This is a genomic window from Streptomyces sp. NPDC001933 (assembly GCF_042890955.1).
Classification (GTDB): Bacteria; Actinomycetota; Actinomycetes; order Streptomycetales; family Streptomycetaceae; genus Streptomyces.
Window position 1 is genome coordinate 120,943 of the sequence record NZ_JBIASS010000015.1, and the last position, 24,893, is coordinate 145,835.

At 72.4% G+C, this 24,893-nt stretch carries 18 protein-coding genes, 1 tRNA gene and 1 pseudogene; 12 read left to right on the forward strand and 8 right to left on the reverse strand.

Annotated elements, in window-relative coordinates; genetic code table 11:
* Window positions 1–5 precede the first annotated feature (5 nt).
* The gene (locus ACFYY7_RS31085) at window positions 6–800 is read left to right on the forward strand and encodes a GPP34 family phosphoprotein (RefSeq protein ID WP_388666932.1); all 795 of its coding nucleotides are present in this window, start codon (window positions 6–8) and stop codon (window positions 798–800) included.
* Window positions 801–962: 162 nt separating this feature from the next.
* Window positions 963–1,181 (forward strand): annotated as a pseudogene (locus tag ACFYY7_RS31090) (transposase); the annotation flags it as partial.
* A gap of 573 nt (window positions 1,182–1,754) precedes the next feature.
* On the opposite strand, the gene ACFYY7_RS31095 reads toward ACFYY7_RS31090, so the two are convergent.
* Together ACFYY7_RS31095 and ACFYY7_RS31100 are read right to left on the reverse strand one after the other, a co-directional pair.
* A tRNA-Pro gene (locus ACFYY7_RS31095) sits at window positions 1,755–1,828 on the reverse strand.
* A 50-nt stretch (window positions 1,829–1,878) separates the two neighbouring features.
* Window positions 1,879–4,512: an ATP-binding protein gene (locus tag ACFYY7_RS31100; RefSeq protein WP_388666935.1), complete on the reverse strand. Its 2,634-nt coding sequence runs from the start codon at window positions 4,510–4,512 to the stop codon at window positions 1,879–1,881.
* A 107-nt stretch (window positions 4,513–4,619) separates the two neighbouring features.
* Between ACFYY7_RS31100 and ACFYY7_RS31105 the strand changes: the two genes are divergently transcribed.
* Both ACFYY7_RS31105 and ACFYY7_RS31110 read left to right on the forward strand, forming a co-directional pair.
* The gene (locus tag ACFYY7_RS31105) at window positions 4,620–5,147 is read left to right on the forward strand and encodes a DUF309 domain-containing protein (protein WP_383715919.1); all 528 of its coding nucleotides are present in this window, start codon (window positions 4,620–4,622) and stop codon (window positions 5,145–5,147) included.
* Window positions 5,148–5,256: 109 nt separating this feature from the next.
* A complete protein-coding gene (locus tag ACFYY7_RS31110; protein ID WP_388666938.1) occupies window positions 5,257–5,733 on the forward strand; it encodes a hypothetical protein in 477 nt (158 codons plus the stop codon).
* Window positions 5,734–5,740: 7 nt separating this feature from the next.
* Here the strand turns inward: ACFYY7_RS31110 and ACFYY7_RS31115 are convergent, their stop codons facing one another.
* Genes ACFYY7_RS31115 through ACFYY7_RS31125 form a run of 3 tightly spaced genes read right to left on the reverse strand, consistent with a single transcriptional unit; the run spans window position 5,741 to window position 9,853 of the window.
* On the reverse strand, window positions 5,741–6,979 hold the full coding sequence (locus ACFYY7_RS31115; protein WP_388666941.1) for an FAD-dependent oxidoreductase: 1,239 nt from the start codon (window positions 6,977–6,979) through the stop codon (window positions 5,741–5,743).
* The gene (locus ACFYY7_RS31120) at window positions 6,976–8,400 is read right to left on the reverse strand and encodes an NAD(P)/FAD-dependent oxidoreductase (protein WP_388666944.1); all 1,425 of its coding nucleotides are present in this window, start codon (window positions 8,398–8,400) and stop codon (window positions 6,976–6,978) included. Before ACFYY7_RS31120 ends, ACFYY7_RS31115 begins: the two co-directional genes overlap by 4 nt.
* A 19-nt stretch (window positions 8,401–8,419) precedes the next feature.
* Window positions 8,420–9,853, reverse strand: a complete 1,434-nt coding sequence (locus tag ACFYY7_RS31125; protein ID WP_388666946.1) for an FGGY family carbohydrate kinase — start codon at window positions 9,851–9,853, stop codon at window positions 8,420–8,422.
* A 448-nt stretch (window positions 9,854–10,301) separates the two neighbouring features.
* Between ACFYY7_RS31125 and ACFYY7_RS31130 the strand changes: the two genes are divergently transcribed.
* Together ACFYY7_RS31130 and ACFYY7_RS31135 are read left to right on the forward strand one after the other, a co-directional pair.
* Complete coding sequence (locus ACFYY7_RS31130) at window positions 10,302–11,309, forward strand: hypothetical protein (protein ID WP_388666949.1); 1,008 nt, start codon at window positions 10,302–10,304, stop codon at window positions 11,307–11,309.
* A gap of 89 nt (window positions 11,310–11,398) precedes the next feature.
* Entirely contained in the window at window positions 11,399–12,928 is a 1,530-nt protein-coding gene (locus ACFYY7_RS31135; protein WP_388666952.1) for an amino acid permease, read from the forward strand.
* A 124-nt stretch (window positions 12,929–13,052) separates the two neighbouring features.
* On the opposite strand, the gene ACFYY7_RS31140 is transcribed toward ACFYY7_RS31135, so the two are convergent.
* From ACFYY7_RS31140 to ACFYY7_RS31150, 3 genes are read right to left on the reverse strand one after another with little or no spacing between them, the layout of a single operon-like run.
* Window positions 13,053–14,333 (reverse strand): MFS transporter, encoded by a 1,281-nt coding sequence (locus ACFYY7_RS31140; protein ID WP_388666955.1) that lies wholly within the window; start codon window positions 14,331–14,333, stop codon window positions 13,053–13,055.
* 5 nt (window positions 14,334–14,338) lie between these two features.
* Window positions 14,339–14,944 (reverse strand): DUF5825 family protein, encoded by a 606-nt coding sequence (locus tag ACFYY7_RS31145; protein WP_388666957.1) that lies wholly within the window; start codon window positions 14,942–14,944, stop codon window positions 14,339–14,341.
* On the reverse strand, window positions 14,941–16,857 hold the full coding sequence (locus tag ACFYY7_RS31150) for a RiPP maturation radical SAM C-methyltransferase (RefSeq protein ID WP_388666960.1): 1,917 nt from the start codon (window positions 16,855–16,857) through the stop codon (window positions 14,941–14,943). The genes ACFYY7_RS31145 and ACFYY7_RS31150 overlap by 4 nt, the downstream gene beginning before the upstream one ends.
* Window positions 16,858–17,285: 428 nt before the next feature.
* Between ACFYY7_RS31150 and ACFYY7_RS31155 the strand changes: the two genes are divergently transcribed.
* The 6 genes from ACFYY7_RS31155 (at window position 17,286) to ACFYY7_RS31180 (ending at window position 24,854) form a co-directional block, all read left to right on the forward strand.
* Window positions 17,286–18,446 carry a substrate-binding domain-containing protein gene (locus ACFYY7_RS31155; protein ID WP_388666963.1) on the forward strand — a complete coding sequence of 387 codons (1,161 nt, stop codon included), beginning with the start codon at window positions 17,286–17,288 and terminating at the stop codon, window positions 18,444–18,446.
* Between the two features lie 102 nt (window positions 18,447–18,548).
* A complete protein-coding gene (locus tag ACFYY7_RS31160; protein WP_388666966.1) occupies window positions 18,549–19,919 on the forward strand; it encodes an ABC transporter substrate-binding protein in 1,371 nt (456 codons plus the stop codon).
* A gap of 75 nt (window positions 19,920–19,994) precedes the next feature.
* Window positions 19,995–21,005: a carbohydrate ABC transporter permease gene (locus tag ACFYY7_RS31165; protein WP_388666969.1), complete on the forward strand. Its 1,011-nt coding sequence runs from the start codon at window positions 19,995–19,997 to the stop codon at window positions 21,003–21,005.
* Window positions 21,002–21,874, forward strand: a complete 873-nt coding sequence (locus ACFYY7_RS31170; RefSeq protein WP_376422216.1) for a carbohydrate ABC transporter permease — start codon at window positions 21,002–21,004, stop codon at window positions 21,872–21,874. Before ACFYY7_RS31165 ends, ACFYY7_RS31170 begins: the two co-directional genes overlap by 4 nt.
* 35 nt (window positions 21,875–21,909) lie before the next feature.
* A complete protein-coding gene (locus ACFYY7_RS31175; protein ID WP_388666974.1) occupies window positions 21,910–22,956 on the forward strand; it encodes a hydroxyacid dehydrogenase in 1,047 nt (348 codons plus the stop codon).
* On the forward strand, window positions 22,953–24,854 hold the full coding sequence (locus tag ACFYY7_RS31180) for a DUF2264 domain-containing protein (RefSeq protein ID WP_388666978.1): 1,902 nt from the start codon (window positions 22,953–22,955) through the stop codon (window positions 24,852–24,854). The genes ACFYY7_RS31175 and ACFYY7_RS31180 overlap by 4 nt, the downstream gene beginning before the upstream one ends.
* The last annotated feature ends 39 nt before the right edge of the window (window positions 24,855–24,893 follow it).

Genomic DNA, 24,893 nt, shown 5'->3' on the forward strand with positions numbered 1-24,893 from the left:
CAAGCATGACCACGGGGGATGAACTGCTCCTGCTCGCGATAGTCCCGGGCAGGCAGCGCATACGGATACGAAGCGAGGACCGGCTTCGGTACGCCCTGCGGACCTCGGAGTTGGCGGATCTGTGCCTGGCCGGACGGATAGCCGTCGGGCGCCGTCGGATCGAGGTGCTGGACACCCGGCCCGTCGAGGACCGTCGCCTGAGCAGTGTCCTGCAAAGTCTCGGCGCAGCTGCTCCCCCGCCCGGCCTCAAGGACTGGCTGCGCCGGACACCGCGCTCCCTGACCGTCGAGTACCTCTCCCGGCTGGAGGACCAGAAGGCGGTCCGTGTCCGTCGGTGGCGCGATTCCAGCGGCCGTACCCGCAACGACATTCTCTCCGTGGACCTGCCGCGCCGCCAGGCGCTGCTGACCCGCCTCGACAGCGTGGTCCGCTCCGGCTCCGCAGGGTCAACCGCCGACCTCACCCTCGCCGTGCTCGCCCAGGCCGCGCGCCTCGCCCCTGCCGCCTACCCTGGACTGCGCGGCATCACCGACCGCCGCCGTATGGCCGCGCTCGCCGCAACGCACCGTCTCACCCCCGCAACCACCGGAGCGGTCCCGGTCGCCGACGAGGAAATCGCTGCGGCACTGACCACCGGCGCCGACGCCCTCACCCGCCAACTCCTCGGCGAGCTCAGTGACCTCTACGCCGACTTCACCACCGGCGGCCACGGTCTCGGCCACGACCTGGACTCCGGCAGTTGGTCCGAGGGCGGCGCAGGCGGCACCGGCCACCACGGCGACGGGCACGCCGGCTGGTGACTCCGACAGCCGGGAGTCGCACGGCTCTCGACCGAGCCCGGGGCCCGTGGAATTCGGCGCGCGAGTCGTGCGGGCATCCCCCGCCACCGATCACATGACACAGTGTCAGGGGCGCCGCCAGGTCGCGCCTTCGAACGATCTTGCGTGGTGGATCACGGCCGGGTGATACGCCGTCATGAACTGTCGGATGCGGAGTGGGAGTTCGTCCGGGTGCTGTTGCCCGTTTCGCCGCGGGGGCGTGAACGGCTGGACGACCGGCGGGTTCTCAACGGGATCGTGTGGAAGTTCCCAACCGGGACGGCCTGGCGGGACGCGCCCGACCGGTACGGGCCGTGCGCCACGCTCCACACCCGTTTCTGTCGGTGGGCCTTGGACGGCCAGTTCGAACGGATGCTCCGGGCCGCCCAGGCAAGGGCCGACGCGGTCGGGGACATCGACACCACCCAATGGATCTGGACCGTGCGACGCCGGACCACACCCGCGTCCGGCGAGCTGACCGACAGGGGCACCAAGGGCAAGCGAGCCCGCAAGGTTCCCATCGTCGAGGAAATCCGCCCACTCGTCGCCCAGCGCATCCTGTCCGCCGGCCCCGATTCCGACGCCCGCCTGTTCACCGGCCCATGCGGCGGACTCATCTCCACCGCCGTCCTGCGCGACGCCACGCACTGGGACGAGGTGGTCACCAAGCTCGGCTACGAACACCTGCGCCGCCATGACCTCCACCCAGCGCTGCCTTCACCCGGACGTAGGCAAGATCTCGGCTGTCGGCGCGGCGTTCTCCGCGGGCCTCAGCGTGCTGTGTGCACCGCGCTCCCTGCCGGGCCCGATCGTCATGCCCCGCTGACACCGGTCAAGGAGGCTGGTCCCCAACTGGTCCCCAACTTGTCCCCAAGAATGACCAAGGGCCGGTTTCGGATGTCTCCGAAACCGGCCCTGACCTGCGACTGTCTCCAGTCGGGACGACAGGATTTGAACCTGCGACCCCTTGACCCCCAGTCAAGTGCGCTACCAAGCTGCGCCACGTCCCGATGCGGTTCCCCCCGGTGTTCCCCGGCGGGCTCGCAGGACAAACATTACCTCACTCCGAGGACCGGATCGACGCCCGTGCCTGGTGGGCGCGGTTCGCCAGGGATTCCGCACCGCATGCGGTGGCCAGTTTGTGGGCTCGGGCGAGTTCGCGCGGTGAGCGGATCGCGATGCCGTAGTCGACGAGGGCCAGCGCGTGTTCGTACGCGGACGGGGACGCCTCCAGGTGGCGGACCGACTCGGCCAGCAGGTGGGTGGCGTCCTCGGGGCGGGCGAACAGGGAGACACTGCGCAGGGCCTCACCGATAGCGGTGTCCGTGCCGAAGCGCTCGGCGTGCACCCGGGCCGTGGTGGCGAGTTGGGCGGCGCGGGCCGGGTCCTCCTCGGCCAGGGCGCGGGCCAGGTCGCCGGCCCAGGGTGCCCAGACCCCGTTGAACCTGCCTCGGGGTTCGAGGGCATGGCCGGCCGCTTCGAGTTCGGCGATCGCTTCCTTCGTACGGCCTTCGGCCAGCAGCAGGCGACCGCGTACGCACGGGCCGTCGGGCAGCACCATTGCGCTGGGGTAGGGCGCGCCGAAGGCGTAGCGGTCGGCGATCTCGCGGGCCTCGGTGACCCGGCCGCGGGCGACCAGGGTGTCGATGAGCAGGCAGGCCGCGTCCCAGTGGACCGGTAGTCCGCTGCCGACCCGGTCGGCGAGGCGCAGCCCTTCGCGCAGGAAGCCCTCGGCCTCTGCGAGCCGTCCGCGACGGCGGTGGACCAGTCCGAGCAGGGTGTGCGCGAACGCGAGGTGCGCCCCGCTCCAGCCGGAGATCTCGAAGGCCCGGACCGCCTCGCCGAAGAGTTCCTCGGCCCGGTCGAGCTGATCGGTGAAGGCGTAGGTGATGCCGACGAGGGTCGGCAGTTCGAAGCCCCACTCGGTGTCGGTCCAGCCGAGGCCCCGGGCGGGGTGGCCGTCGACCAGGGCGCGTTCGCAGAGGTCGACGATGAGCTGGGAGTTCTCGCCGCGCAGCATGGCGTCGAAGGCGCGGAGCGTGAGGAGGGCGCGCTCGGCGTTGTCGCGGCCCTGGAGGTGGTCGGCGTTCCGTGCGAGCCGGCCGGATCGGCCGGGACCGTCCTCCTCGCCGGCCTGCATGCCCTCCCAGAGGAAGTGGGCCGCCTGGAGCCGCATCAGGCCGGGGCCCGGAGCGGTGCGTGCGGCCTCTGCGGCGAGGGCGCTCGCCGCTTCCTTGAGCTGGTTGTTGTGCGAGTGCGCTGCCGCGAGCCGGTAGGTGGCGTCGACCCGCTGGTCGTCGCCGAGTCCCGGCATGTCGAGGGCGGCGCGCAGGTGCTGGACGGTGGTGGCCGGGGAGCTGAGCAGTGTGGCGCAGCCCAGTTCGTACAGCAGGGTGGCCTTCACGCGCTGGCGCGGTGGTTCCTGCAGGGCGCGTTCGAGGCAGCGGCGGGCGGCTTCCGGGGCGCCGACGGCGAGGTGCTGCTTGGCCGCTTCGCGGAGCTGCTCGACCAGTTCCTGGTCGTCGTCCGGGTGCACTTCGAGCAGGTGGCGGGAGGCCGCGGCGGGGCCGAGGCCCGCCCGGGTGATCGCCCAGGCGGCGCGGCCGTGCATGGCGGTGCGGGTGGCCGGCGGGATGGACCGGTACACCGCGCTGGCGATGAGCGGGTGGACGAATTCCAGCGGGTCGAAGCCGGTGACGATACGGGCTTCGCGCAGCCGTGCCGTGCAGTCGGCGGCCTCGGCGGAGCTCATTCCGGCGAGGGTGGCGGCGAGGTCCTGTGAGATGTCCGTGCCGAGGACGGCGGCGGCCCAGGCGAACCGGTTGGCGTTGGTGCCGAGCCGTTCGAGCCGGGCGACGAGGCCGCTGCCCCGGGCCGAGGCGCCGAGCTCGCGCAGCAGTCCTGCCGCCTCCTCCAGCGGTGCCAGTTCGCGGTCCTGGACCTTGGCGACGAGTTCGACCGCCTCGTAGGGGTTGCCGCCGGTGACGGCCCACACCTCGCGGCAGAACGGGTCGTCGGCGTGCTCGCCGAGGGCCGCGCGGACCAGTTCCGCGGTGGCGTCCGGGGTGAGTGCGCGCAGCGCGACCCTGACCTGGGAGGGGTGGGCGCTGCCCGGTCCGCTCTCGTTCTGCCGCGCCGCCAGCTCTTCCGGGCGGTGGGCCTGGACGACCAGGACGGGCAGTTCGCCGAGGCGGGCGGTGAACGAGGCGAGCCAGGCGAGGGATTCGCCGTCCGCCCAGTGCGCGTCGTCGATGATGAGGAGCAGCGGACGGTGGCTCAGCCGGGAAGCGAGCCGGGCGACGACGAAGTCGAGGCCGTCGCGCACACCTTGCGGGTCCGGCTGCGGGCCGGTCGGCTCGGCCAGTCCGAGGGCCGGTGCGGCGATCTCGTACCAGGGCCCGAACAGGGTCCGCACCTCGTCGGGCGGGAACCGGTCGAGTGCGGGTTGCAGCAGCTGGCGCACGACGTGGAACGGCACGGATGTGACCGTCTCGCCGCCTCGTGCCGACCAGACGGTGCAGCGGTCGGCGGCGATGGTCTGGATCTCGCCGAGCAGTGCTGTCTTGCCGATGCCTGCCTCGCCGCTGAAGATCAGCAGCCCGCCGACGGCCTGGGCGCCGCAAAGGGCGTCCACGGCTTGTGCGGCGGCAGCGAGTTCCGGTTCGCGCTCGTACAGCGGCCGGGACGGCTTCATGCCTACCCTCCCCAGGGTGGTGCGGATGGCTTCGACACTAGTCGTGTACGGGGGTCCACGGACAGTGGTTCGGACAGTTCGCCGCAGGTGCGGGGCACAATCGTGGCGTGGACGAGACTCGCAGGGACCGCGACACCGAGGGCCGGGCGCGCAGTGCCCGCCCGCGCGACGGGCTGGGACGCCCCCTTCCGTACGGGGCGCCGGGGGTCGAACGGCAGCCGGAGGGGGTGGTGCGTACTCCCGAGGAGACGGTGCGGGAGGCACAGCGGTTGCTGGACGCGGGGATGCCGTTCCACGCGCACGAGGTGTTCGAGGACGCGTGGAAGTCGGGCCCGGTGGCCGAACGGGAGTTGTGGCGCGGTCTCGCCCAGTTGGCCGTGGGGCTGACCCATGCGGCCCGGGGCAACGCGACGGGCGGGGCCCGGCTGTTGCGGCGCGGGGCGGCGGCGCTCGCGGAGTTCGCCGGGGTCCGGCCGTACGGGATCGGCGTCGACGGGCTGATCGGCTGGGCCGGTGAGCTGGCCGGGCGGGTGGAGGCCGCGGGTGGCGGGGGCGCGGCCGGTGGAGGGGGTGTGCGTGCCGAGCCGGTCGACGCGGCCGCCGAGGCGCCGTGCCTGCGGCCCCCGGCCCGGTGACCCGGGCCGCAGGGATGTGGCCGGGCACGCCGCACGCCCGCGTCATATTGCGCCGCCCGTCTGCCGGAGCGGTGAACAGGGCGGCCCGTACCGATTACGATCGCGCGTCATGAGCACTTCTGACCAGGACCCGGCAGTGGAGACCCCGATACCCGGTCCCGAAGCCGATCCCGAAACCGGACCCGGGGTCAGGCCCGAGGCCGGGCCCGAGGCCGTCGCGAAAGCGGAGCCCGTCGCGAAGGCGGAGCCCGTCGCGAAAGCGGAGCCCGTCGCGAAGGCGGAGCCCGAGGCTGACGAGGAGACGGTGCAGCACGAGGAGCCCGGGGACCGGAGACTGACCCCTCGTCAGGCGAGACGGCTGCGGGTGGTCCTCTCGTCGGTCGGCATGGCCGCGATGGCGGTGGTTCTCGCGCTGCGGATCGCCAGCCGGTCGTCCGTCCTGGTGGTCGGGGTGTACGGGCTCGCGCTGATCCTGTGCGGGATCGTGATCGAGCTCAGCCGGAACGGCCGTACCCGCCTGGGCAGTTGGCTGCTGGCCGTCGGTCTGGTCGCGGCGATCGGATCGGACTGGCTGCTGATTCCCTGACGTACGGTCAGCGCACCGAGACCCGCACGGTCCCGCCGCCCGGGTCGGCCCGGTCGAGCCAGTCGCCGCGCAGATGGAACGGACGGTCCGGCACGGCGGGCAGCAGCAGCCGCTGCCGGTGGAGCTCCCGGCCGTCCTGGCGGACGACGAGCAGCGGCGAGGACAGCCGCCGGTCGGTGCGCAGGACGAAGCGGCCCCGGAGCGGGAGGCCGCCGTCCGGGTCCACGAGGTTCGGCGCGATCCACCGCAGTGGGGAGTCGACCGCGACGGCCGGCCGTCCGGTGGGCCAGGCGCCGGTTGTCAGATGACGCAGTACGGGCGCGGCGGCGCCCCGGCCCTCGGCGAGTGCGACGCCCGCGCTCTCCACGCCGTGCAGCAGGTTGCCGACGGCGAAGACTCCGGGGCGGTCGGTGCGGTGGGCGGCGTCGTACGCGGGGCCGCGGGTGCCGGGGTCGAGGGTGACCTCGCCGCGCCGGGCGAGTTCGTGGTCGGGGATCCAGTCGCCGGTGAAGACGACGGTGTCGCAGCGCAGGGTCGCGGTCCGGCCGTCTTGGTGGCGCACCGAGACTCCGGTGAGCCGTTCCCGGCCGGTCAGGGCGGTGACGGTGGTGCGGCCGAGGACCGGGGTGCGGTCGCCGGACGGACGGGTCAGGGCGGCGAGCTTGGGAGCGGGCCGGCCGGTGACCATGGCGACGACGTCCACGCCCGCGACGCGCAGGGTGTCGGCCGCGGCACGGCTGACGGGCTCGTCACCGATGACGACCGCCCGGGTGCCGATCCGCTGCCGGTACAGGTGGACGGCCTGCTGGAGTTCGCCGGTGGTGTAGACGCCGGGCGGGCGGCTGCCGGGGACGAGGCGGGCGCTTCGGGGGCGTTCGCGGGCGCCGGTGGCGAGGATCACCGCGCGGGCGGTGATGCGTTCGAGGCCGGTGGGTGCGGTGGTGTCCACGGTGAGCGGTCCGGCCCAGCCGGTGACGGTGACACCCGTACGCAGGGTGGCTCCGGCGCGGACGGCGGCGGCCACGCAGCTCTGGGCGTACGTGGGCCCGGTCGTCCCTCCCCCGCCGATGGTGCGTCCGCCGAATCCGCCGTGGTGGCAGTGGCGGGGGACGCCGCCCGCGGTCTGTTCGCGTTCCAGGATCTCGACCCGGCCCGCGCCGGACGCGGCGAGTTCGGCCCCGGCGCCGAGGCCGGCCGGGCCGCCCCCGACGATCAGCACGTCGACGGTCCGTTCGTGCCGGGTCATGGCCTGGCCTCCTCGAAGAGTGCGCGGACCGCTGCCCCGCAGTAGAAGCCCTGGCACCGCCCGTTGCCGGCCCGCGTCCTGCGCCGCAGGCCGTCCGGGGAGTGCGGCGGCACCGGGCCGGCCAGGGCGTCCCTGATCTCGCCCGCCGAGACCCGTTCGCAGTGGCAGACCAGCGTGCCGTACGCCGGGTCCGCCGCGATGAGTCCGGCGTCCTGGTACGGGCGCGGGAAGGCCTCGCCGAGGTTGGGCATGGTGACGGGCGGCAGTTCGTGCGGTGTGCCGAGATCGAGGCCCGAGTCGCCGAGCAGGTCGGCGACGTGTGCGGCGATGGCCATGGAGGCGGTGAGTCCGGTGGACCGGATGCCGCCCACGGTGATGTACCGCAGCTCCGGCCGGGAGCGGATGCGGTAGTCCTCCTGGCCGGTCGCGGCCCGGAGTCCGGCGTAGACGGCGGTGACTTCCTCGTCGAGCAATTCCGGCAGGATGCGGCGGCCCTTCTCGCGGAGCAGGGCGATCGCGTCGGCCGTCGATCCGGTGGCCGTCCTGTCGTCGAGGTCCTCGGCGGTGGGGCCGAGCAGCACGTTGCCGAAGACGGTCGGTGCGACCAGGACGCCCTTCCCGGCGGCGGTGGGCACCGGCAGCAGGATGTGGTCGACGAGGTCCCGGGCGAGCTTGTCGAAGACGATGAGCTGGCCGCGGCGCGGGGTGACGGTGAAGTCGTCGTGGCCGAGTTCCCGGTCGAGTTCGTCGGCGTACAGTCCCGCGGCGTTGATCAGGTGGCGGGTGCGCAGCGGTCCACGGGTGGTGGTGAGGGTGTGGGCGTCGTCGCCGCTCTCGATGTGCCGCACCCGGCAGTTGAGGTGCAGATGGACTCCGGCCCGCACGGCTTGGGTGGCGTAGGCGAGCGGGGTCGTCCAGGGGCAGATGATGCTCTCGTCGGGGATTTCGAGCGCGCCGAGGGCGCCGGGTCCCAGGTGGGGTTCGCGGGCGCGCAGTTCGTCGGCGTCCAGGAGGCGGGCCGCGTGGTAGTCGTTCCGCTCGGCCTTGGCCAACAGGGCGGGGAGTGTGGCGAGTTGTTCTTCGTCCCAGGCGACGAGCAGGGCTCCGACGCGTTCGACGGGGATGCCGGTCTCGGCCGCGTACGCGCGGAGTCTGTGCTGTCCCTCGCGTACCAGCCGGGCTTCCAGGGAGCCGGGTACGGCGTCGAAACCGGTGTGCAGGATGGCGGTGTTGGCCTTCGAGGTTCCGTTGCCGATGTCGTCACCGGCGTCCAGGAGTGCGGTGTGCAGCCGGTAGCGGGCCAGTTCGCGGGCGATGGCGGCGCCGACGACGCCCGCACCGACGACGGCCACGTCGTAGACCTGGCTGCCGGGCGGCTCGTCGGCGGACAGTTCGCCGGCCGTTGTGATCGTGGGGCTCATCGCGTGACTCTCGTACGTCTCAGGCATGGTCCAGCAGGGTCTGTACGGCGGTCCGGAACCCGGCGAGCCGTTCGGCCGCCTCGTCGGCGCCGATGCGGGGTTCGTACACGGCGGCCGGCTTCCAGTCGGGCAGGGCCTGGCGGACCGCGAGCCGCGGGTCGAGGCCGAGCCTGGCGACGGCTCCGACGCCGAGTGCGGTGACATCGGGCAGGGCGGACACCTCGACGGGCCGTTGCAGCAGGTCGGCCTGGGTCTGCATGAGGAGTTCGGAGCGGGTCAGGCCGCCGTCGACCCGGAGCGCGGTCAGCGGCGAGCCGAGGTCGGTCGCGACCGCCTCGGTGAGCTCGACGACCTGGGCCGCGATGCCTTCGCACAGGGCCCGCACCAGATGGCCCGGGGCGGTGCCGAGGCCGAGGCCGGTCATCGATCCGCGCAGGTCACCGCGCCACCAGGGAGCAGCGAGTCCGGCGAGTGCCGGTACGAAGGTGACGCCGCCGGAGTCGGGGACGGCCGTGCCGACCGGGTCGAGGTCGGCCGCGCCGGAGATCACCCCGAGGCCGGTGAGCCAGTCGACGGCGGACGCGGCGGTGTAGACCTGCCCGTCGAGGCAGTAGCTGGTGCGGCCGCCGAGCCGCCAGGCGACGCAGCTGACCAGTCCGGTGGAGCCACGGCGTGGGGCGGGCCCGGTCAGCGCGAGCAGGAAGGCACCCGTTCCGTAGGTGCATTTGGCGTTGCCCGGCTCCAGGGCGTTCTGGGCGAGCAGGGCGGCCTGCTGGTCGACGAGCAGGCCGGTCAGCGGGAGTTCACCGCCGAAGGCGGTCGTCGTGCCGACCGTGCTGTCGCAGTCGACGACATCGGGCAGCCGTTCGTCGCCGAGGCCGAAGACGTCCAGGGCCCGGGGCGACCAGTCCGCCCGGTCGAGGTCGAGCAGTTGGGTGCGGCCCGCCGTCGCCGCGTCGGTGACGAAAGCGCCGGTCAGCTGATGGACGAGCCAGGAGTCGCTGGTGGTGACGACGCCTTCGCGGGTCAGCTCCCGGCGGATCCAGGCCATCTTCGGCGCGGCGAAGTACGGGTCGAGCGGCAGCCCGGTGAGCTGCGCCAACTCCTCGCCGTACGAGGCAAGTTCGGTGCAGACCGAGGTGGCTCGCCGGTCCTGCCAGACGATCGCGTCGGTGAGTGGCCGCCCCGTTTCCGGGTCCCAGGCGAGCACCGTCTCGCCCTGGTTGGCGAGGCCGGCCGCAACCACGGGTTCGGCGGCCTCCCGTAACGCCCGGCGGCCCGCTTCGACGACCGAGCCGAGCAGTTCGGCGGGGTCCGCCTCGACCACTCCTCCGGCGCCGTGCCGGGTTCGTACCGGAACGGAAGCGGAACCGATCACACCTCGCTCGGGGCAGATCACCAGCGCCTTCGTCCCCGACGTGCCCTGGTCCACGGCGAGTACCGGGCCTGTCATCGACTCTCCAGCTGTGCGGAAGCTCTGCGGCTTGAACGGAATCGTGATCACTGAACTCGCCGCCCAGAGTGGTGCAGACCACCGCGTACGTCAAGGGCCGTCCGGGGCACGACCGGAACAACCGGTACATCTTTCAACGTCCTGGGGAATCAACTGACTTGAGTAAGATCCGCGAATCGGTCCGGACTTCGGAGTGACTGGCCTTACACTCACCGCCGAGCAACAACCGGACGCTTTCGAGCAGTTCGTTTCTCAACAGCTGCTTCACCCCCCACGTCCTTGAGGATTGATGAGACCGACAACCTGCCCCGAACCACCGACCACCGATGTCCCGGCCTTTTGCAGTCGCACGGGTTCCATGCCGCCAACGGGTTGCGTGACGTGCTGAGCAGATCTCCCGACCGTCGTATGCCGTTCTGTCGTGCAGGGGCAGGGACAGGGCGAGTCCATGGCCAACAGTGATTTCCGGCCGGTCTACCACCCGGCCGGCCATGACAACGATCTACGGGTCGCGTTACAGGACCTGCGCACCGGACGCTGGATGTCCATGCGGAATCTGCTGGAGAGCACGCCGGACTGGACCCTGTGGACCCAGCGCACACAGGTGCTCGGGGCGGTTGCCGCCGGTTCGGACGCGGTGCAGGCCTGGCTGGCCGAGGACCCCCGGAGCGTCGCCGCCACGGTGATGCAGGCGCGCGTCGTCGTCGAGCGGGCGGTGCGCGCCCACCGCGAGGGCCACCACCGGGCACAGGAGTTGTGGCAGGAGGCCTGGCAGGCGTGCCGGACGGCCGCGAACGCCTCGCCCGCGGACCCGGTGCCCTGGGTGTGCCTGCTGGCCCTGTCCCAGCTGGACGAACACCAGCAGCTGGAGGAACACCGGCTGCGCCCGCCGGGGCCGATGCTCTTCCCCGGTCCGTGGGGGCTGCTGGCCGAGGCCGACAAGCGCGATCCGTGCAACCGCGAGGCCTACCACCGGATGCTCCAGTTCGTGTACGCGCGCAAGGCCGGCGGATCGCTCTCGGAGGCCGTCAACTTCGTTCAGTGGGCCGCCTCTTCGGCGCCCGACGGCTCCGCGCTGCACGTACTGCCGCTGTATGTGCGGGTCGAGCGCTACCGCCGCGAGCAGGGCCACGAGAAGGCCCTGGACCTGCACTGGGTCACCGAGGACGCGGAACGGGACGCGGCCCGTGCGCTGGAGCTCTGGTTCCGTCGCACACCACCGATCTCCCACTCCCTGCTCGACCTCAACCACCTGGCCCACGCCCTGTGGGGAGCCCTCCAATTCGCCGACGCCGCAACGGTGTTCCAGGAGCTCGGCCCCTATTTCACCTCGGTTCCATGGGTGTACCGCACACGGGGCCGCAAGGGCACCGGAGACGCGGAGGACGTCTTCCTGCGTGCCCGCAGCCGCTGCCTCTCCGTCTCCCGCGACCCCGGACGGGGGCCGCAGCGCTGAGCGACGGCACCGCGATGCCGTGTGCCCGCCCTGTCCCGGACCGATGACCGACCGTCCCTTTTCACCACCCGCTCATGGAGGTTTTCCCGATGTCCATATCCACCCCGACCCAGTCGGGTGCGGAGGCAACCCCGCCGAAGGACGAGGAGGAGCGGCTGCGCGAACTCGGCTACCAGCCGGTGCTCGCCCGCCGCATGGGAGGCTTCGGCAACTTCGCCATCAGCTTCTCCGTCATCTCGATCCTCTCCGGCTGCATGACCCTGTACGGCTTCGGCATGTCGACCGGTGGTCCGGCCGTGATGCTCTGGGGCTGGGCCGGTGTCGGGCTCTTCGTGCTCTGCGTCGGCATGGCGCTCGCCGAGGTCACCAGCGCGTACCCGACCTCGGGAGCGCTGTACTACATGGCCGACCGGCTCGGCGGCCGCAAGTGGGGCTGGTACACCGGCTGGCTGAATCTGCTGGGTCTGCTGGGCGCGATCGCGGGCATCGACTACGGTGCGGCGCTGTTCACCGGTGCGCTGATGAACCTCCAGTGGGGATTCACTCCCACGCCCGGCAAGACAATGATCATTTTTGTCTGCATCCTGCTGCTGCACGCCGTGCTGAACCTCTTCGGCGTCCGCCTCGTCAGCGTCCTCAACTCCATCAGCGTCTGGTGGCACCTCGCCGGTGTCGCGGTGATCGTCACCGTGCTGGCGATCGTCCCCTCGCACCACCAGTCGCCGTCGTTCGTCTTCACCGAGTTCGTCAATGACACGGGCTGGCACAACCCGTTGTACGTGGCGGCGATCGGCCTGCTCCTCGCGCAGTACACCTTCTGCGGTTACGACGCGTCGGCCCACCTGTCGGAGGAGACGTCGAACGCCTCCGTGACCGCGGCCAAGGGCATCGTCCGCGCGATCTGGGTCTCCTGGATCGCCGGCTTCGTGCTGCTCGCCGGGCTGACCTTCGCCATCCAGGACTACGCGGGCGCCCAGGACAGCCCCTCCGGAGTGCCGCCGGCACAGATCCTGATCGACGCGCTCGGCACCTCCGGGGCCACCGCCATGCTGCTGATCGTGATCGCGGCCCAGCTGTTCTGCGGCAACGCCGAGGTCGCGGCTGCGAGCCGGATGGTGTTCGCCTTCAGCCGTGACAACGCCCTGCCTGGCTCGGCGCTGTGGCGCAAGGTGAGCGCCCGCACCCAGACACCCGTCAACGCGGTGTGGCTGTCGGTCGTCGTCGCAGGTGTGCTCGCGCTGCCCTCGCTGTACTCCGCCACGGCGTACGGTGCGGTGACCGCGATCAACGTCATCGGCATCACGCCCGCCTACGCGATCCCGATCTTCCTGAAGCTGCGCTCCGGCAGCCGGTTCGAACGCGGACCGTGGCACCTGGGCCGCTGGAGCAGGCCGATCGGCTGGATCGCCGTCGGGTGGGTCGCCATCGTGACCGTGCTGTTCCTGCTCCCGCAGTCCTCCCCGGTGACGGTCGACTCGATGAACTACGCGTCGATCGCGCTGATCGCCGTGCTGGTCCTGGCCACCGTGTGGTGGTTCGTCGCCCGTCGTTCGTACAGCACGCCGTCGGCGTACGGGAATGCCCGCGAGCAGGCGGAGATCGAGGAAGGCATCGTCTGATCCGGCCCTTCTCCCCCGCCGGCCCTTCCGGAACCGCCCCGCCGACAGGCAGCGGTCCGGGAGGGCCGCGTGCGTGGTGGATCCCCGCACGGTCCACTGCGCCAAGTCCCGACGGCTCCAGGCGCTAGGGCAGCCAGAGGCAGGCGGCGGCCACCAGTGCCACCGTCGCCCCTCCGGTGAGCACCGGCACATTGCCCAGCCAGGCGGCGAGCGCACCGCCGCCGAGGGCGCCGATCGGCACCGTACCGATGAGCGCGGCCTGCAGGACCCCGGCGACCCGGCCCTGGAGCTCGGGCGGTGTGACCAGTTGCTGGGTGGTGGTCATGGAGATGGCCCAGACCGTGGCCGCGAGACCGAAGACGAACTGGTACGCGAGCAGCGCCGGGAAACCGGGCCCCAGGGAGGCGCCCGGGATCAGGAAGATCGCGAGGGCGGCCACCACGGCGCAGATCCGGGTCGCCCTGGCCAGTCCGATGGTGGCGGCGAAGCGCCCCGCCAGCAGCACTCCGAGGACGGTGGCGACGCTGAACGCGGCGTAGACCGTGCCCAACTGCCAGGCCGGCAGTCCGAGATCACGCGTGGCGTAGAGCACGAAGAGCGCGTCGACGGCTCCGCTGCCGAGATTGAACCCGGCCCCGGCCAGCACCTGCCGGCGCAACAGCCTTTCGCCGCGCACCACTTCGAGTCCGGCGCGCAGTGCGGCCGTCCGGGATTCCTTCTGGCGACCGGCCTTCCGGACCAAGGAGTTGAGTGTGGCGGGGAGACCCAGCAGCAGCATGGCCTCGATGCCGTACGCCGCACAGGCGGCCAGCAGCGCGGTGGAGGCCCCGGTCAGGCCCACCAGCACACCGCCGAGCGCGGGGCCGCCGATCTGCCCGGTGGTCCGGGCACCGGTCAGCGCCGAGTTGGCGGACAGCAACTGCTCGGGGTGCACGACCCGGGGCAGGGCCGCCTGGAGGGCGACGGCGAGCATGGAGGTCAGCGCGCCGGACAGGGCGGCCACCACGTACAGCTGGGGCAGCCCGAGCCGTCCCAGGGTGTCCGCCAGGGGTACGGAGCCGACGACCAGCACCTGGAGAACGGTGAGGAGTACGGTCAGTCCGCGCAGCCGTGCCCGGTCGACCAGCACCCCGGCGAACGGGCTGAGCAGCGCGCCGGGGAGGTAGCTCAGCGCCATCAGCGCGGAGGCGCCGAAGGGTCCGGCGCCCAGCCGGGTCACGGCGAGCAGCGCGAGGGCCAGGGTGGTGACCTGGCGCCCGACGGAGCTGGCGATCTGTTCCCCGCACAGCAGCGCGAACGGCCGGTGGCGCAGCAGGGCACGTCCGGACCGCCCGGAGCGGTCGGTCCCGGCACCGGCGGGAGGGATCTCGGCTGACGGGGTCGGCGGGTCGGGCAGCTGCTCCATCCCGTTCAGATGTCGGTGCAGGGGACGGGCCACCGGCGGATGCGGGGCGGCAGGGCCACCACCCAGCCGTCGGTCACCCGGGCGAGGCGTTCCGCCACCAGCAGCTCCGCCGCTTCCCGGCCGACGGCGCTCAGTTCGGCCACGGCGGTGGGGTCCTGGACGGTGCGGAACGTGGCGAGCAGATCGGGGTCGTCGATCGTGAAGCGGGCGGCGGCCGATGGCTCCCTGCGGTCCATGACGGTGACGAAGTCCGGTCCGCGCCGGTGGTAGAGCTGTCCGTAGGCGTGGCGGTCCCGCCAGGTGGTGAGCTCCGGCGGTTCGCCGGGCAGCGGGCCGGGGGCCGGCAGGTGACGCAGCAGGCCCGCCGTGTCGGCCACCTCGTGCGCGGGCCCGGTGAACAGCGGGTCGTCGGTCGCCGGAAGCCAGCGCACGACGAGATCGTGGCTCTGGCACTCGCGCAGGAACCGGACCGCTTCCGCCGCCGGCCGGCCGCCGGCGCCGAGCCGCAGGGGTTCGTAGACCGTCACCAGCCGTCCTCGGATCCGGTGCGGCACCTGCCAGGCCGGCAGGGCGGGGGCGGTGCGGGTCGGGGGTGCGGGCAGCGGGCTCATCCGGCGACCTTCTCTCCGTTGTCCGGCGCGCCCGACGACCCGCCGACCGTCCCGTCCGGCGCCTGGGTGCGCTCGACCGACCGGACCGGCACGTGCCAGGTGGGCAGCGACACGTACGACCGCCCGTCGTCGAAGAGGAGCCCCAGGGCGACCGCTTCGCGGAGCCAGGCGTCCAGTTCCTCGGCGGCCGGCGGGTTCGTGTCGGCCGTGAGCAGCCGGTGCAGCGCCGTCCGGGTGCGGCCCGCCTCCAGGTGGCGCAGGGCGGCGGCGTGCCAGCCGGTCAGCCGGTGGGTGCGGCGCGGCCAGCCGTGCCGTCGGTCGTGGACGAGCAGCACCTCCTCGCCGTCGGGCTGTTCCAGGACCAGGGTCGAGGCGGGGTGGCCGGTGTACCAGTCGCGGGCCGCGGCCTTCAGCCGCGCTTCGGTCCCGCCGCCGATCCCGGCGGGCGGGGTGTCGAATAGGTAGACCAGATCGGCCAGTTGTTCCTCGGGCAGGTCGTAGACGTGGCGGTACATCTCGGCGGGCCACCGCTCGGGGAAGCCCAGCGCGGGGTTGGCGAAGTTGGGGCTGAACCGCTCCAGCTGGATGCGGTGGGCGCCGCCGGGCGGCTGGAGGTGGACGAGCGCGGGCATCTGGTCGATGACGGAGGCGTAGTCCTCGGCGGTCTCCCCCGGGAAGCCGTAGAGGTAGTTCCAGGAGCAGGTGAGCGAGTGGTTCTCGCACTCGCGGAGCGTACGGATGTTGCGGGCCCCACTGACGCCCTTGTCCATGAGCTCCAGGGCCTTGTTGTTGAGGCTCTCGATGCCGGGCTGGATGTGGACCGATCCGGCTCGGGCGAGCGTCTCCAGTTGCTCGGCGGTGAGGTTGGACTTCACCTCGTAGTGCATGCGCAGGTCCCAGCCGCTGTCGGCGGCGAGCGGGAGGAAGTCCTTGAAGTACGCCATGTCGATGATGTTGTCGACGGTGACGATGTCCAGGATTCGGTGGCGCCGGACCAGGCGGTCGACCTCGTCCCAGAGCCGGTTTCCGGGTTTGGCGCGGAAGGTCATCGCCGAGCCGTTGAGTCCGCAGAAGGTGCAGTGGTGCTTCTCGCCCCACCAGCAGCCCCGGGCCCCCTCGACCACGAGTTTCGGATGGACGTACTCGGCGAGCGGGGAGGTGTCGATGGCCTGCTGCCAGAGGTCGTAGTCGGGCGAGGGGATGTCGGCGGGCGCGACGGTGCGCCGGGACTCCTCGTTGGCGCGCGACTCCGGCCCGTCCCACCAGCAGAGTCCGGGTACGTCGGCCGGTGCGGTGCCCGCGTCGACGTGGGCGAGCAGGGCGGGCAGTGCGTACTCCCCCTCGCCGCGCACCACATGGTCGACGAAGCGGTGGTTGCGGTGCAGGGCGTGGCCCATCGGGCCGTCGCAGTTGCTGCCGCCGAACACCACGGTCAGTCCGGGGCGGCGCCGTTTCAGTTCCGCCGCGAGCGCCAGCGAGGAGACGTTCTGCATGAACGTGGAGGTGAACCCGACGACATCGGGTGCGTCGTCGAGTATCGCGCTCGCGCTCTCGTCGATGAACTCCGCCGCGTGGACCCTCATCGCGGTCGCGGTGGACATGTCGGTCCCGCGCCGCGTGGCGTACTCCTTGAGCTGCGCCACGCCCCATTCGGGATCGTTGTACAGGACGCCGGAGAACACCCAGTCCCCGAGGCCGTCGAAGATCGATTCGCTGCCGACCGCGACGTGATCGCCGGGCCGGATCGCCCCCTGCGAGCATTCCAGCAGGAATTCCGCCCAGCGCAGGGAGCCGTGGAACTCGCGCACCTCGTCGTCCGGCCGGGTCCGGTCCAGCAGCGCGTGCAACAGTCCCACCTGGAGCGAGGGGAGTTCGATCGGCTGCCACGGCATGGTCACCAGATGTATTCGCACTGCGCCTCCCACGGCACGGGGGCGGACGCCGGACCGCGTCCGGCGTCCGCCCTTTTTGTCACTGTCCGGCCGTGGCGCACCGGCCCCGGAAGGGCGATCGCGTCAGGCGCCGGCTGAACCGGAACGCACCGGTTCAGCGCGTCGGACGTTTCTCGATCGTCTGCCGTTCGCGGTTCTTCGCCTCTTCCTCGCGGACCACTACCTTCTTGATCTCCATATGCCCCTCCCCTCGGCTTTCGGTCTCAAGTCCGTTGACGTTAGGTCGCGTTGTGACGGAGTCGCAAGAGTGCCTGCTGGGGTCGGTGGGGCGGACGGGATGGTCCGCACCGGTGGCGGGCCGGAGACCGATCGCTATGCTGCGTGCCGAAGCGCTCACCGGAAGCGCTCAAACGAACAGTGCGCGGCGGTACGGCGAGGGGGCCAGCAGCATGCGGGAGCCGGTTGAACTCAGGCGTCAGCGAATCCTGTCGGTGGTGGAGTCGCGCGGCGCCGTGAAGGTCAGCGCGCTCGCGGCCGAGCTCGACGTCTCGGTGGTCACGATCCGGCGGGACGTCGAGGAGCTGGCCCGGGACGGGCGGCTGCGGCGCGGGCACGGGGTGGCCCGCCCGGTGCGGGAGCCGGTCCCGACCGGCGCGGTCCCGGCGGCCCGGGGCGAGGAGCCGGCCGGGGAGGCCGGGGCGGTGGCCCTGGTCGTCCCGGAGCGGCACACGTACCTGTACGAGACCCTGCACGGCGCCCGCTCCGTCCTGGAGGAGTCCGGGATCCGGATCGCCCTGCACATCGCGCCCCCGTCGGCCGGTGCCGAACGTCCGCTGGTGGAGCGGGCGCTGGCGGACGGGGCGCGCGGGCTGCTGATCGCGCCGCGCTGGCTCAGTACCCGCTCGGAGGAGCTGGACTACGGCTGGCTCGCGAACGTGGGGGTGCCGACCGTGCTGATGGAGCGGCGGCCCCGGCCGGGCAGCGCGCTGCACGCCCTGGACTCCGTCTGCTCCGATCACTGGTACGGGATCCATCTCGCCGTGGACCATCTGGTGTCGCTGGGGCATCGCCGTATCGTGCTGGCCGCCCGTGACGACAGTCCGACGGCGCGCAGCATCCGTGCCGCGTTCGCCGAGATCGCGGCGGCCCGTCCGGAGGTGGCGGACTGGTCGGTGGTGCTGAGCTCGCCCTCGGCGGCGGAGCCCCACGGGTCCGGCCCGGCGGCCGGGCCCCATGGTTCGGCATCGGCGGCCGACGGCCGGGCCGCTCTCGACCTCGCCGCGCTGCTGCGGGGGCGGGGCGCCACGGGGGCCGTGCTGCACGGCGACGTGGACGCGCTGATGCTGGTGCAACGGCTGGCGGAGAGCGGTGTCGAGGTGCCCCGGGACTGCTCGGTGGTGGCGTACGACGATGTGGTCGCGGCCCTCGGCAGCACGCCGCTGACAGCGGTGGCGCCGCCGAAGGCGGAGATCGGGCGGGCCGCCGCCGAACTGCTGCTCCACCGGCTGTCCGGTGCGGCGGGCGCGACCGGACCGGTGCGCCGCACGGAGCTGCTGCCCACGCTGAAGGTACGTGGATCGGCCCAGGGGCTGCCCCGTTCCACTGAGTGATCGTTTGACCGTTTTGATTTTCTTCTGAGCGATCACTTGACCAGTACCGATCAGCCGATCAGGATTCCCCGTGAGCCGATTCAGCAGCCGCGGGAGGCGAACATGCCCGGACGACAGAGCCGTCGATCCGTGCTTGCCACGATCGCCGCTCTGCCGCTGGCGGGTGCGCTGGGTGCCTGCGGAGGCAGCGGCGGCAACAGCGACGGGGCGTCCGGGCCGTCCGGGCCGTCCGGGCCGGGCAACAGAGGCGGGAATCGCGCCACCCGCATCACCTTCTGGTCCGCCCTGCGCGGCAGCCAGGAGGTCGTGGACGCGTTCAACCGCACCCACGACACCGTCCAGGTCGACTTCCAGCAGGTCCCCGCGGGCTCGATGGGCGGGTACGCCAAACTCAGCAACGCCGCGCGGGCGGGCAACGCCCCGGACGTCGCGACGATCGAGTACCCCCAGATCCCCGGCTTCGCCATCGACGGGGTCGCCCGGGACATCACCGGCCTGGTCGGCGACCGGCTGCGCGCCGCGCTGCTGCCGCAGGCGCTCGGCCTGACCACCTTCGACAAGCGGGTCTTCAGCGTGCCGCTGGACGTCGAGCCGATGGTGATGCACTACCGCACCGACCTCTTCGCCGAGTACGGCCTGCCGGTCCCGCGCACCTGGGCCGAGTTCGAGGACGTGGCCCGGACCGTGCGCCGCAAGGCCCCCGGCCGCCGGCTGACAGCCTTCGCCACGGACGGCGCCCCGCAGTTCGCCTCCTTCGCCTGGCAGGCCGGTGCCCGGTGGTTCGACACCCGGGCGGGTGCCTGGAACGTGTCGTTCGCCGACGCGCCGACCCGCCGCGTCGCCGCGTACTGGCAGCGGCTGATCGACCAGGACCTGGTCGTCGTGAACGCCGTCGACAGCCGGCAGTACGACGCCCAGCTCGCCGCCGGCCAGGTCCTCACCCGGCTCAGCGGCGCCTGGGACGCCGGGGCGCAGATGAACGCCCGGCCCGCGCAGAAGGGCAGGTGGGCCATCGCGCCGCTGCCCCAGTGGAGCCCGTCCGCCGCCGTGCTCGGCACCCACGGCGGGTCCACCTTCGCGGTCACCTCCGGCAGCAGCCACCCGGAGGCCGCCATGGAGTTCATCGAGTGGCAGGTGTCGCACCCCGACGCGCTGCGCGCCCGGCTCGCCGGCGGCACCAGCAGCCAGTACCCCGCCGCCCCCGGCCTCGTCGCCGTCGGCCGGAAGGCCTTCGACCGCGGCTACTACGACGGCCAGGACATCTACGCGCTCTTCGAGCAGGAGGCGCACAAGATCAGGGACGGCTGGACGTGGGGACCCCGGATGTCCGCCTCCCAGAAGGTGATGCAGGACGGCTTCGCCCGGGTGCGCGGCGGCCGGGGCTCACTGATCGACGCCGTGCGCGCGACCCAGCGGGGCACCATGCCGGACCTCAGGGCCCTGGGACTCGCCACCACCGAGCACAGCACCTGACCGTGCCCCGTCCCCTCCTCCCCCGTCCCCCGTACCGGCAGCAGACCTTCCAGCAGCAGAGAGGCAGGTGACACCGTGTCCAGCCACCTCACCACCCCCGCCCCCACGCGTCCGCCCGCGCACCCCTCGGGGACCACCGGGGAGCAACCGCCTGCCGCCGGACCGGCGCGCCGCGCCCGCAGGGCCGCCAGGCGCCGTGAACTCGGCGCGTGCGGCGCCCTGATGACCCCCTTCCTCATCCTTCTCGTGACGGTCTTCCTGATCCCCGTCGGGACGGCCGTGCGGCTCAGCTTCTTCGCCGACGACCAACCGGGGCTCGGCTTCGGCCCGGAGTCGACGGTCTTCGTCGGGCTCCGCAGCTACACCGCCGTGCTGACCGACCCGACGTTCATCGGCGGGCTGGGCACCGTCGCCCTGTACTGCCTGCTCTACATCCCGCTGATGGTGACCGGTGCCCTGGCACTCGCCCTGCTGCTGGACTCCGGGGTGGTGCGGCTGCGGTCCTGGGCCCAGCTCGGACTGTTCCTGCCGCACGCGGTGCCCGGCATCATCGCGGCCGTCATCTGGCTGTACCTGTACACGCCGGGGCTGAGCCCGGTGATCGAACTGCTGGGCAAGGCCGACATCACCGTCGACTTCCTCGGCGTGCACACCGTCGTGCCGTCGATCGTGAACATCGCCCTGTGGAGCAATCTCGGCTACAACATGGTCGTCTTCTACGCCGCCCTCCAGGCCGTGCCCCGCGAGGTGATCGAGGCGTCGGTGGTCGACGGCGCGGGTCCGGTCCGCACCGCGCTCCAGGTCAAGGCCCCGCTGGTGCGTTCGTCGATCGTGATGGTCGCCATGTTCACCCTGATCTTCGCGCTGCAGCTGTTCACCGAACCGATGCTGCTCGGCCAGGCCACACCGTTGATCAGCTCGCGGTTCTCGCCCAGCATGTACATCTACGACGCGGCGTTCACCCGTAACAACTACGGCCTCGCCGCTGCCGCCTCGGTCGTCCTGCTCGTCTGCACGATCGCGCTCTCGTACGGCGTCACCCGCTGGTCCAACCGCGCGGGGACCCCCGAGGAGGACGCCCGATGAGCGCGAGCTCCACCCGCGCCCGGGGCGCGCGGCGGCCCCGGCTCCTCGGCCGCGCCGTCGTCAACCTCGTCGTCGGCATCTCGGTGCTGTACACACTGCTGCCCGTGCTGTGGCTGGTGCTCGCCGCCTCGAAGGACCGCGACGCACTGTTCGGCAGCGATGTGCTGTCGCCGGACCACTTCTCCTTCGGCCAGAACCTCAAGGACCTGTTCGCGATGGACGGCGGACTGTACGGGCGCTGGTACGGCAACAGCCTGCTGTACGCGGTCCTGGGCGCCGCGCTCGGGGCGATGGTGAGCATCGCCTGCGGGTACGCCTTTGACAAGTACCGCTTCGCGCACAAGGAGAAGCTGTTCGCCCTGGTGCTGGCGGCGGTGATGGTGCCGCAGACCGTGCTCGCGCTTCCGCTCTATCTGATGGCGTCCGGCACCGGACTGGTCAACACCTTCTGGTCGGTCTTCATCCCGGTGCTCTTCAACCCGTTCGGGGTCTACCTCGGCCGGATCTTCAGCCGGGGTTACGTGCCGGACGAGGTGCTGGAGGCGGCGCGGATGGACGGCGCCGGCGAGCTGGCGGCCTACTTCCGGGTCGCCCTGCGGATGCTGGGGCCGGGCCTGGTCACCGTCTTCCTCTTCCAGCTCACGGCGATCTGGAACAACTTCTTCCTGCCGATGGTGATGCTCTCCGACCAGCATCTCTATCCGGTCAGCCTCGGCCTCTACACATGGAACAGCGCCGCCGTCGTCTCACCCGAGTACTACCCCGTAGTGATCATGGGTTCGCTGCTCGCGGTCCTGCCGTTGATCCTCGCCTTCGCCCTGCTCCAGCGTTTCTGGAAGTCGGGGCTCACCGCAGGCGCCGTGAAGTGACCGGGCCACCGCCCCCGTTCCCCACCAGGAGAGAGATGCCCAGCACAGACCCCTCCGCCACCGCCCCCGCCGCCCGGAACCGGCCGCGCGCCGCCGTCGCCATGAAACCGGCCGCCGCGGACGCGCTCCTCGGTGCCCGGTCCCTGGCCGCGCTCGACGAGGTGTGCGAGCTCGCCGCCCTGCCCGCCCTCGACGACTTCTCCACCGACCGGGCCCGCGCGGTGCTGGCCGACACCGAACTGCTGGTCACCGGCTGGGGCTGCCCGCCGCTCGACGCGGCAGCCCTGGACGCGGCGCCGCGGCTGCGCGCGGTCGTCCACACCGCGGGCAGTGTGCGCGGACACATCACCGAGGCCTGCTGGGAGCGCGGCATCGAGGTGTCCTCGGCGGCCGCCGCCAACGCGCTGCCGGTGGCCGAGTACACCGTCGCGATGATCCTGCTCTCCGGCAAACGGGCCCTGGAGCGGGCCCACGGCTACCGGACACAGCGCCGCCGTGACGCCTGGCTCACCATCCCCGACCGGGTCGGGAACTACGGCCGCACCGTGGGCATCCTGTCCGCCTCCATGATCGGCCGGCGCGTCGTCGAACTGCTGCGCCCCTACGACCTGCCCGTCCTGCTGCACGATCCGTACGTCTCCGACGCGGAGGCCGCCGCGCTCGGCGTCCGGCCCGTCGGCCTCGCGGAACTCTTCGCACAGAGCGATGTGGTCAGCGTCCACACCCCGCTGCTGCCGGCCACCCACGGGCTGGTCAGCCGCGAACTGCTCACCTCGATGCGCCCGGACGCGGTGCTGATCAACACCGCGCGGGGCGCCGTCGTCGACCAGGACGCGCTCGTCGACGTACTCCGGCAGGACCGCATCCGGGCGATCCTCGACGTCACCGATCCGGACACACTGCCCGCCGCACACCCCCTCTGGGACTGCGAGAACGCCCTGATCACCCCGCACCTCGCAGGCTCACAGGGCAACGAGTTGCGGCGGCTGGTCGATCTGGCGGCGGGCGAGGCCGGCCGCTGGGCCGCGGGCGACGGTTTCGCCCATCCCGTACGACGCGAAAGGCTGGCATTCCTCGCATGACCGCTCCGCATCCGATCTCAACCCTCGAACTCCCGGCGGACGACCGGGTGTCGAGCCCGTACACCGGCTACACCCGCGCTCACTGGGAGGCCGCCGCCGACGGGCTGCTCCGGGCCGCCTGGCAGTGGGCGACGCCGGGCGGCGCCCTGCTGGACCTGCCGGGCCGGCCGTCCGCGTCCGGAGTGCGCTCCGACGGCCTGGAGGGTTACGCGCGCACCTTCCTCGCCGCCGCCTTCCGGGTCGCGGGCGCTCAGGGCAAGGACCCGCACGGCTGGCTCGACCGGTACGCGGACGGGCTCGCGGCCGGTACCCGTACCCCCGGCCGCGAGGACGCCGAGTCCTGGCCGCTGATCCGCGACCACACCGTGTTCGGCCAGCCCATGGTCGAGTCCGCCTCGGTGGCCATCGGTCTGCGGCTGACCCGCCCGTGGCTCTGGGACCGGCTGGACGCCGGGGTCCAGGACCGGACCGAGGAGTGGCTGCGCGACGCGCTGCGGCACACCCCCGCCCCCAACAACTGGTACCTCTTCCCCTACTCCGTGGCCGGATTCCTGGAGTCCGTGGGCCGTGGCGACGCACAGACGGCGCGGGCGAGGCAGCGGGCCCTCGAACTGCTGGAGGGCTGGTACCGGGGCGACGGCTGGTACGCGGACGGCGACGGCCGGGCCTTCGACCACTACAACGGCTGGGCGCTGCACCTCTACCCCGTGCTGGACGCGCACCTGTCGGGCGACGCCGGACTGTCCGCGCACTACGGCGCCCGGCTGCGCGAGCACCTGGAGGGCTACTCGCTGCTGTTCGGCGGCGACGGGGCGCCGATCCACTTCGGCCGCTCGCTGACCTACCGCTTCGCGGCGGCCTCGTCGGTGGCGCTCGGCGCCGTCAGCGGGCACACCCCGCTCACGCCCGGCGCCTCCCGGCGGGTGATCAACGGATCGCTGCGCTACTTCCTGGAACGGGGCGCGACCGGTACGGACGGGCTGCTGAACCTGGGCTGGCACGGCCCGCACGAGGCGTCGCTGCAGAACTACTCGGCGCCCGCCTCGCCGTACTGGGCGTCCAAGGCCTTCGTGTCGCTCCTCGCCCCGGACAGCCATCCGCTGTGGACCGCGACCGAGGAGCCCGCGCCGAGCGAGGGCCCCGACCGGGTTCTCGCGCTGCCCGCGCCCGGACTGCTCGTCCAGACCACCCGCGCGGACGGGATCGTACGGCTGCACAACCACGGCAGCGACCATGTGCGCCCGCACGAGGGCGAATCGGGTGTGCAGGACGACCCGCTGTACAGCCGCCAGTCGTACTCCACGGTGACCGGTCCCACGTCGAGGGCGAACGCGGCGGACAACCACCTGGCCGTGGTCGTCGCCGGGGCCCGCAGCGGTCGCCGGGTCATCCGTGCGCTGGGCGCCGGCGGGGGCGACGGCTGGGGCTGGGCCGCCTCCTGGCACCGCCCGGTGTTCACGTCGGGCTCACCGATGGTGCCGGGGCTGCGGGTGGAGAGCGTCACGGTGGTGCGCGGGCGCTACGAACTGCGGGCGCACCGGGTGATCGGTGCGCCGGACGGCGCGCGGGTGGAGCAGACGGGCTGGGCGACCGGCCGCGACGACGCCCTGACCTCCGCGCTGCACGGTCTGCACGGCTGGGAGTCCCGGGACGATGTACGGGCTCCGCAGGGCACCGCGTACACGCCCTGGGCGGTGGTCCCCCGGCTGTCCGCGTCCGCGACCGGCTCGGTGGTCCTGGTGGCGCTGGCCTCGCTGACCGCGGAGACCGACGCGGCGCCGCTCGACGCGGTGGTCGACGCGGTGACGGTGGACGGGGACACGGTGGAGGTCCGCTGGGCGCACGACGGGGCGACGACACGTATCGGCTTCGAGCCGGTGACGGTCACGCACGGCTGAGCGCCGGGGTGCGCGGCCCCGGGAATCGTCCCGTGACCG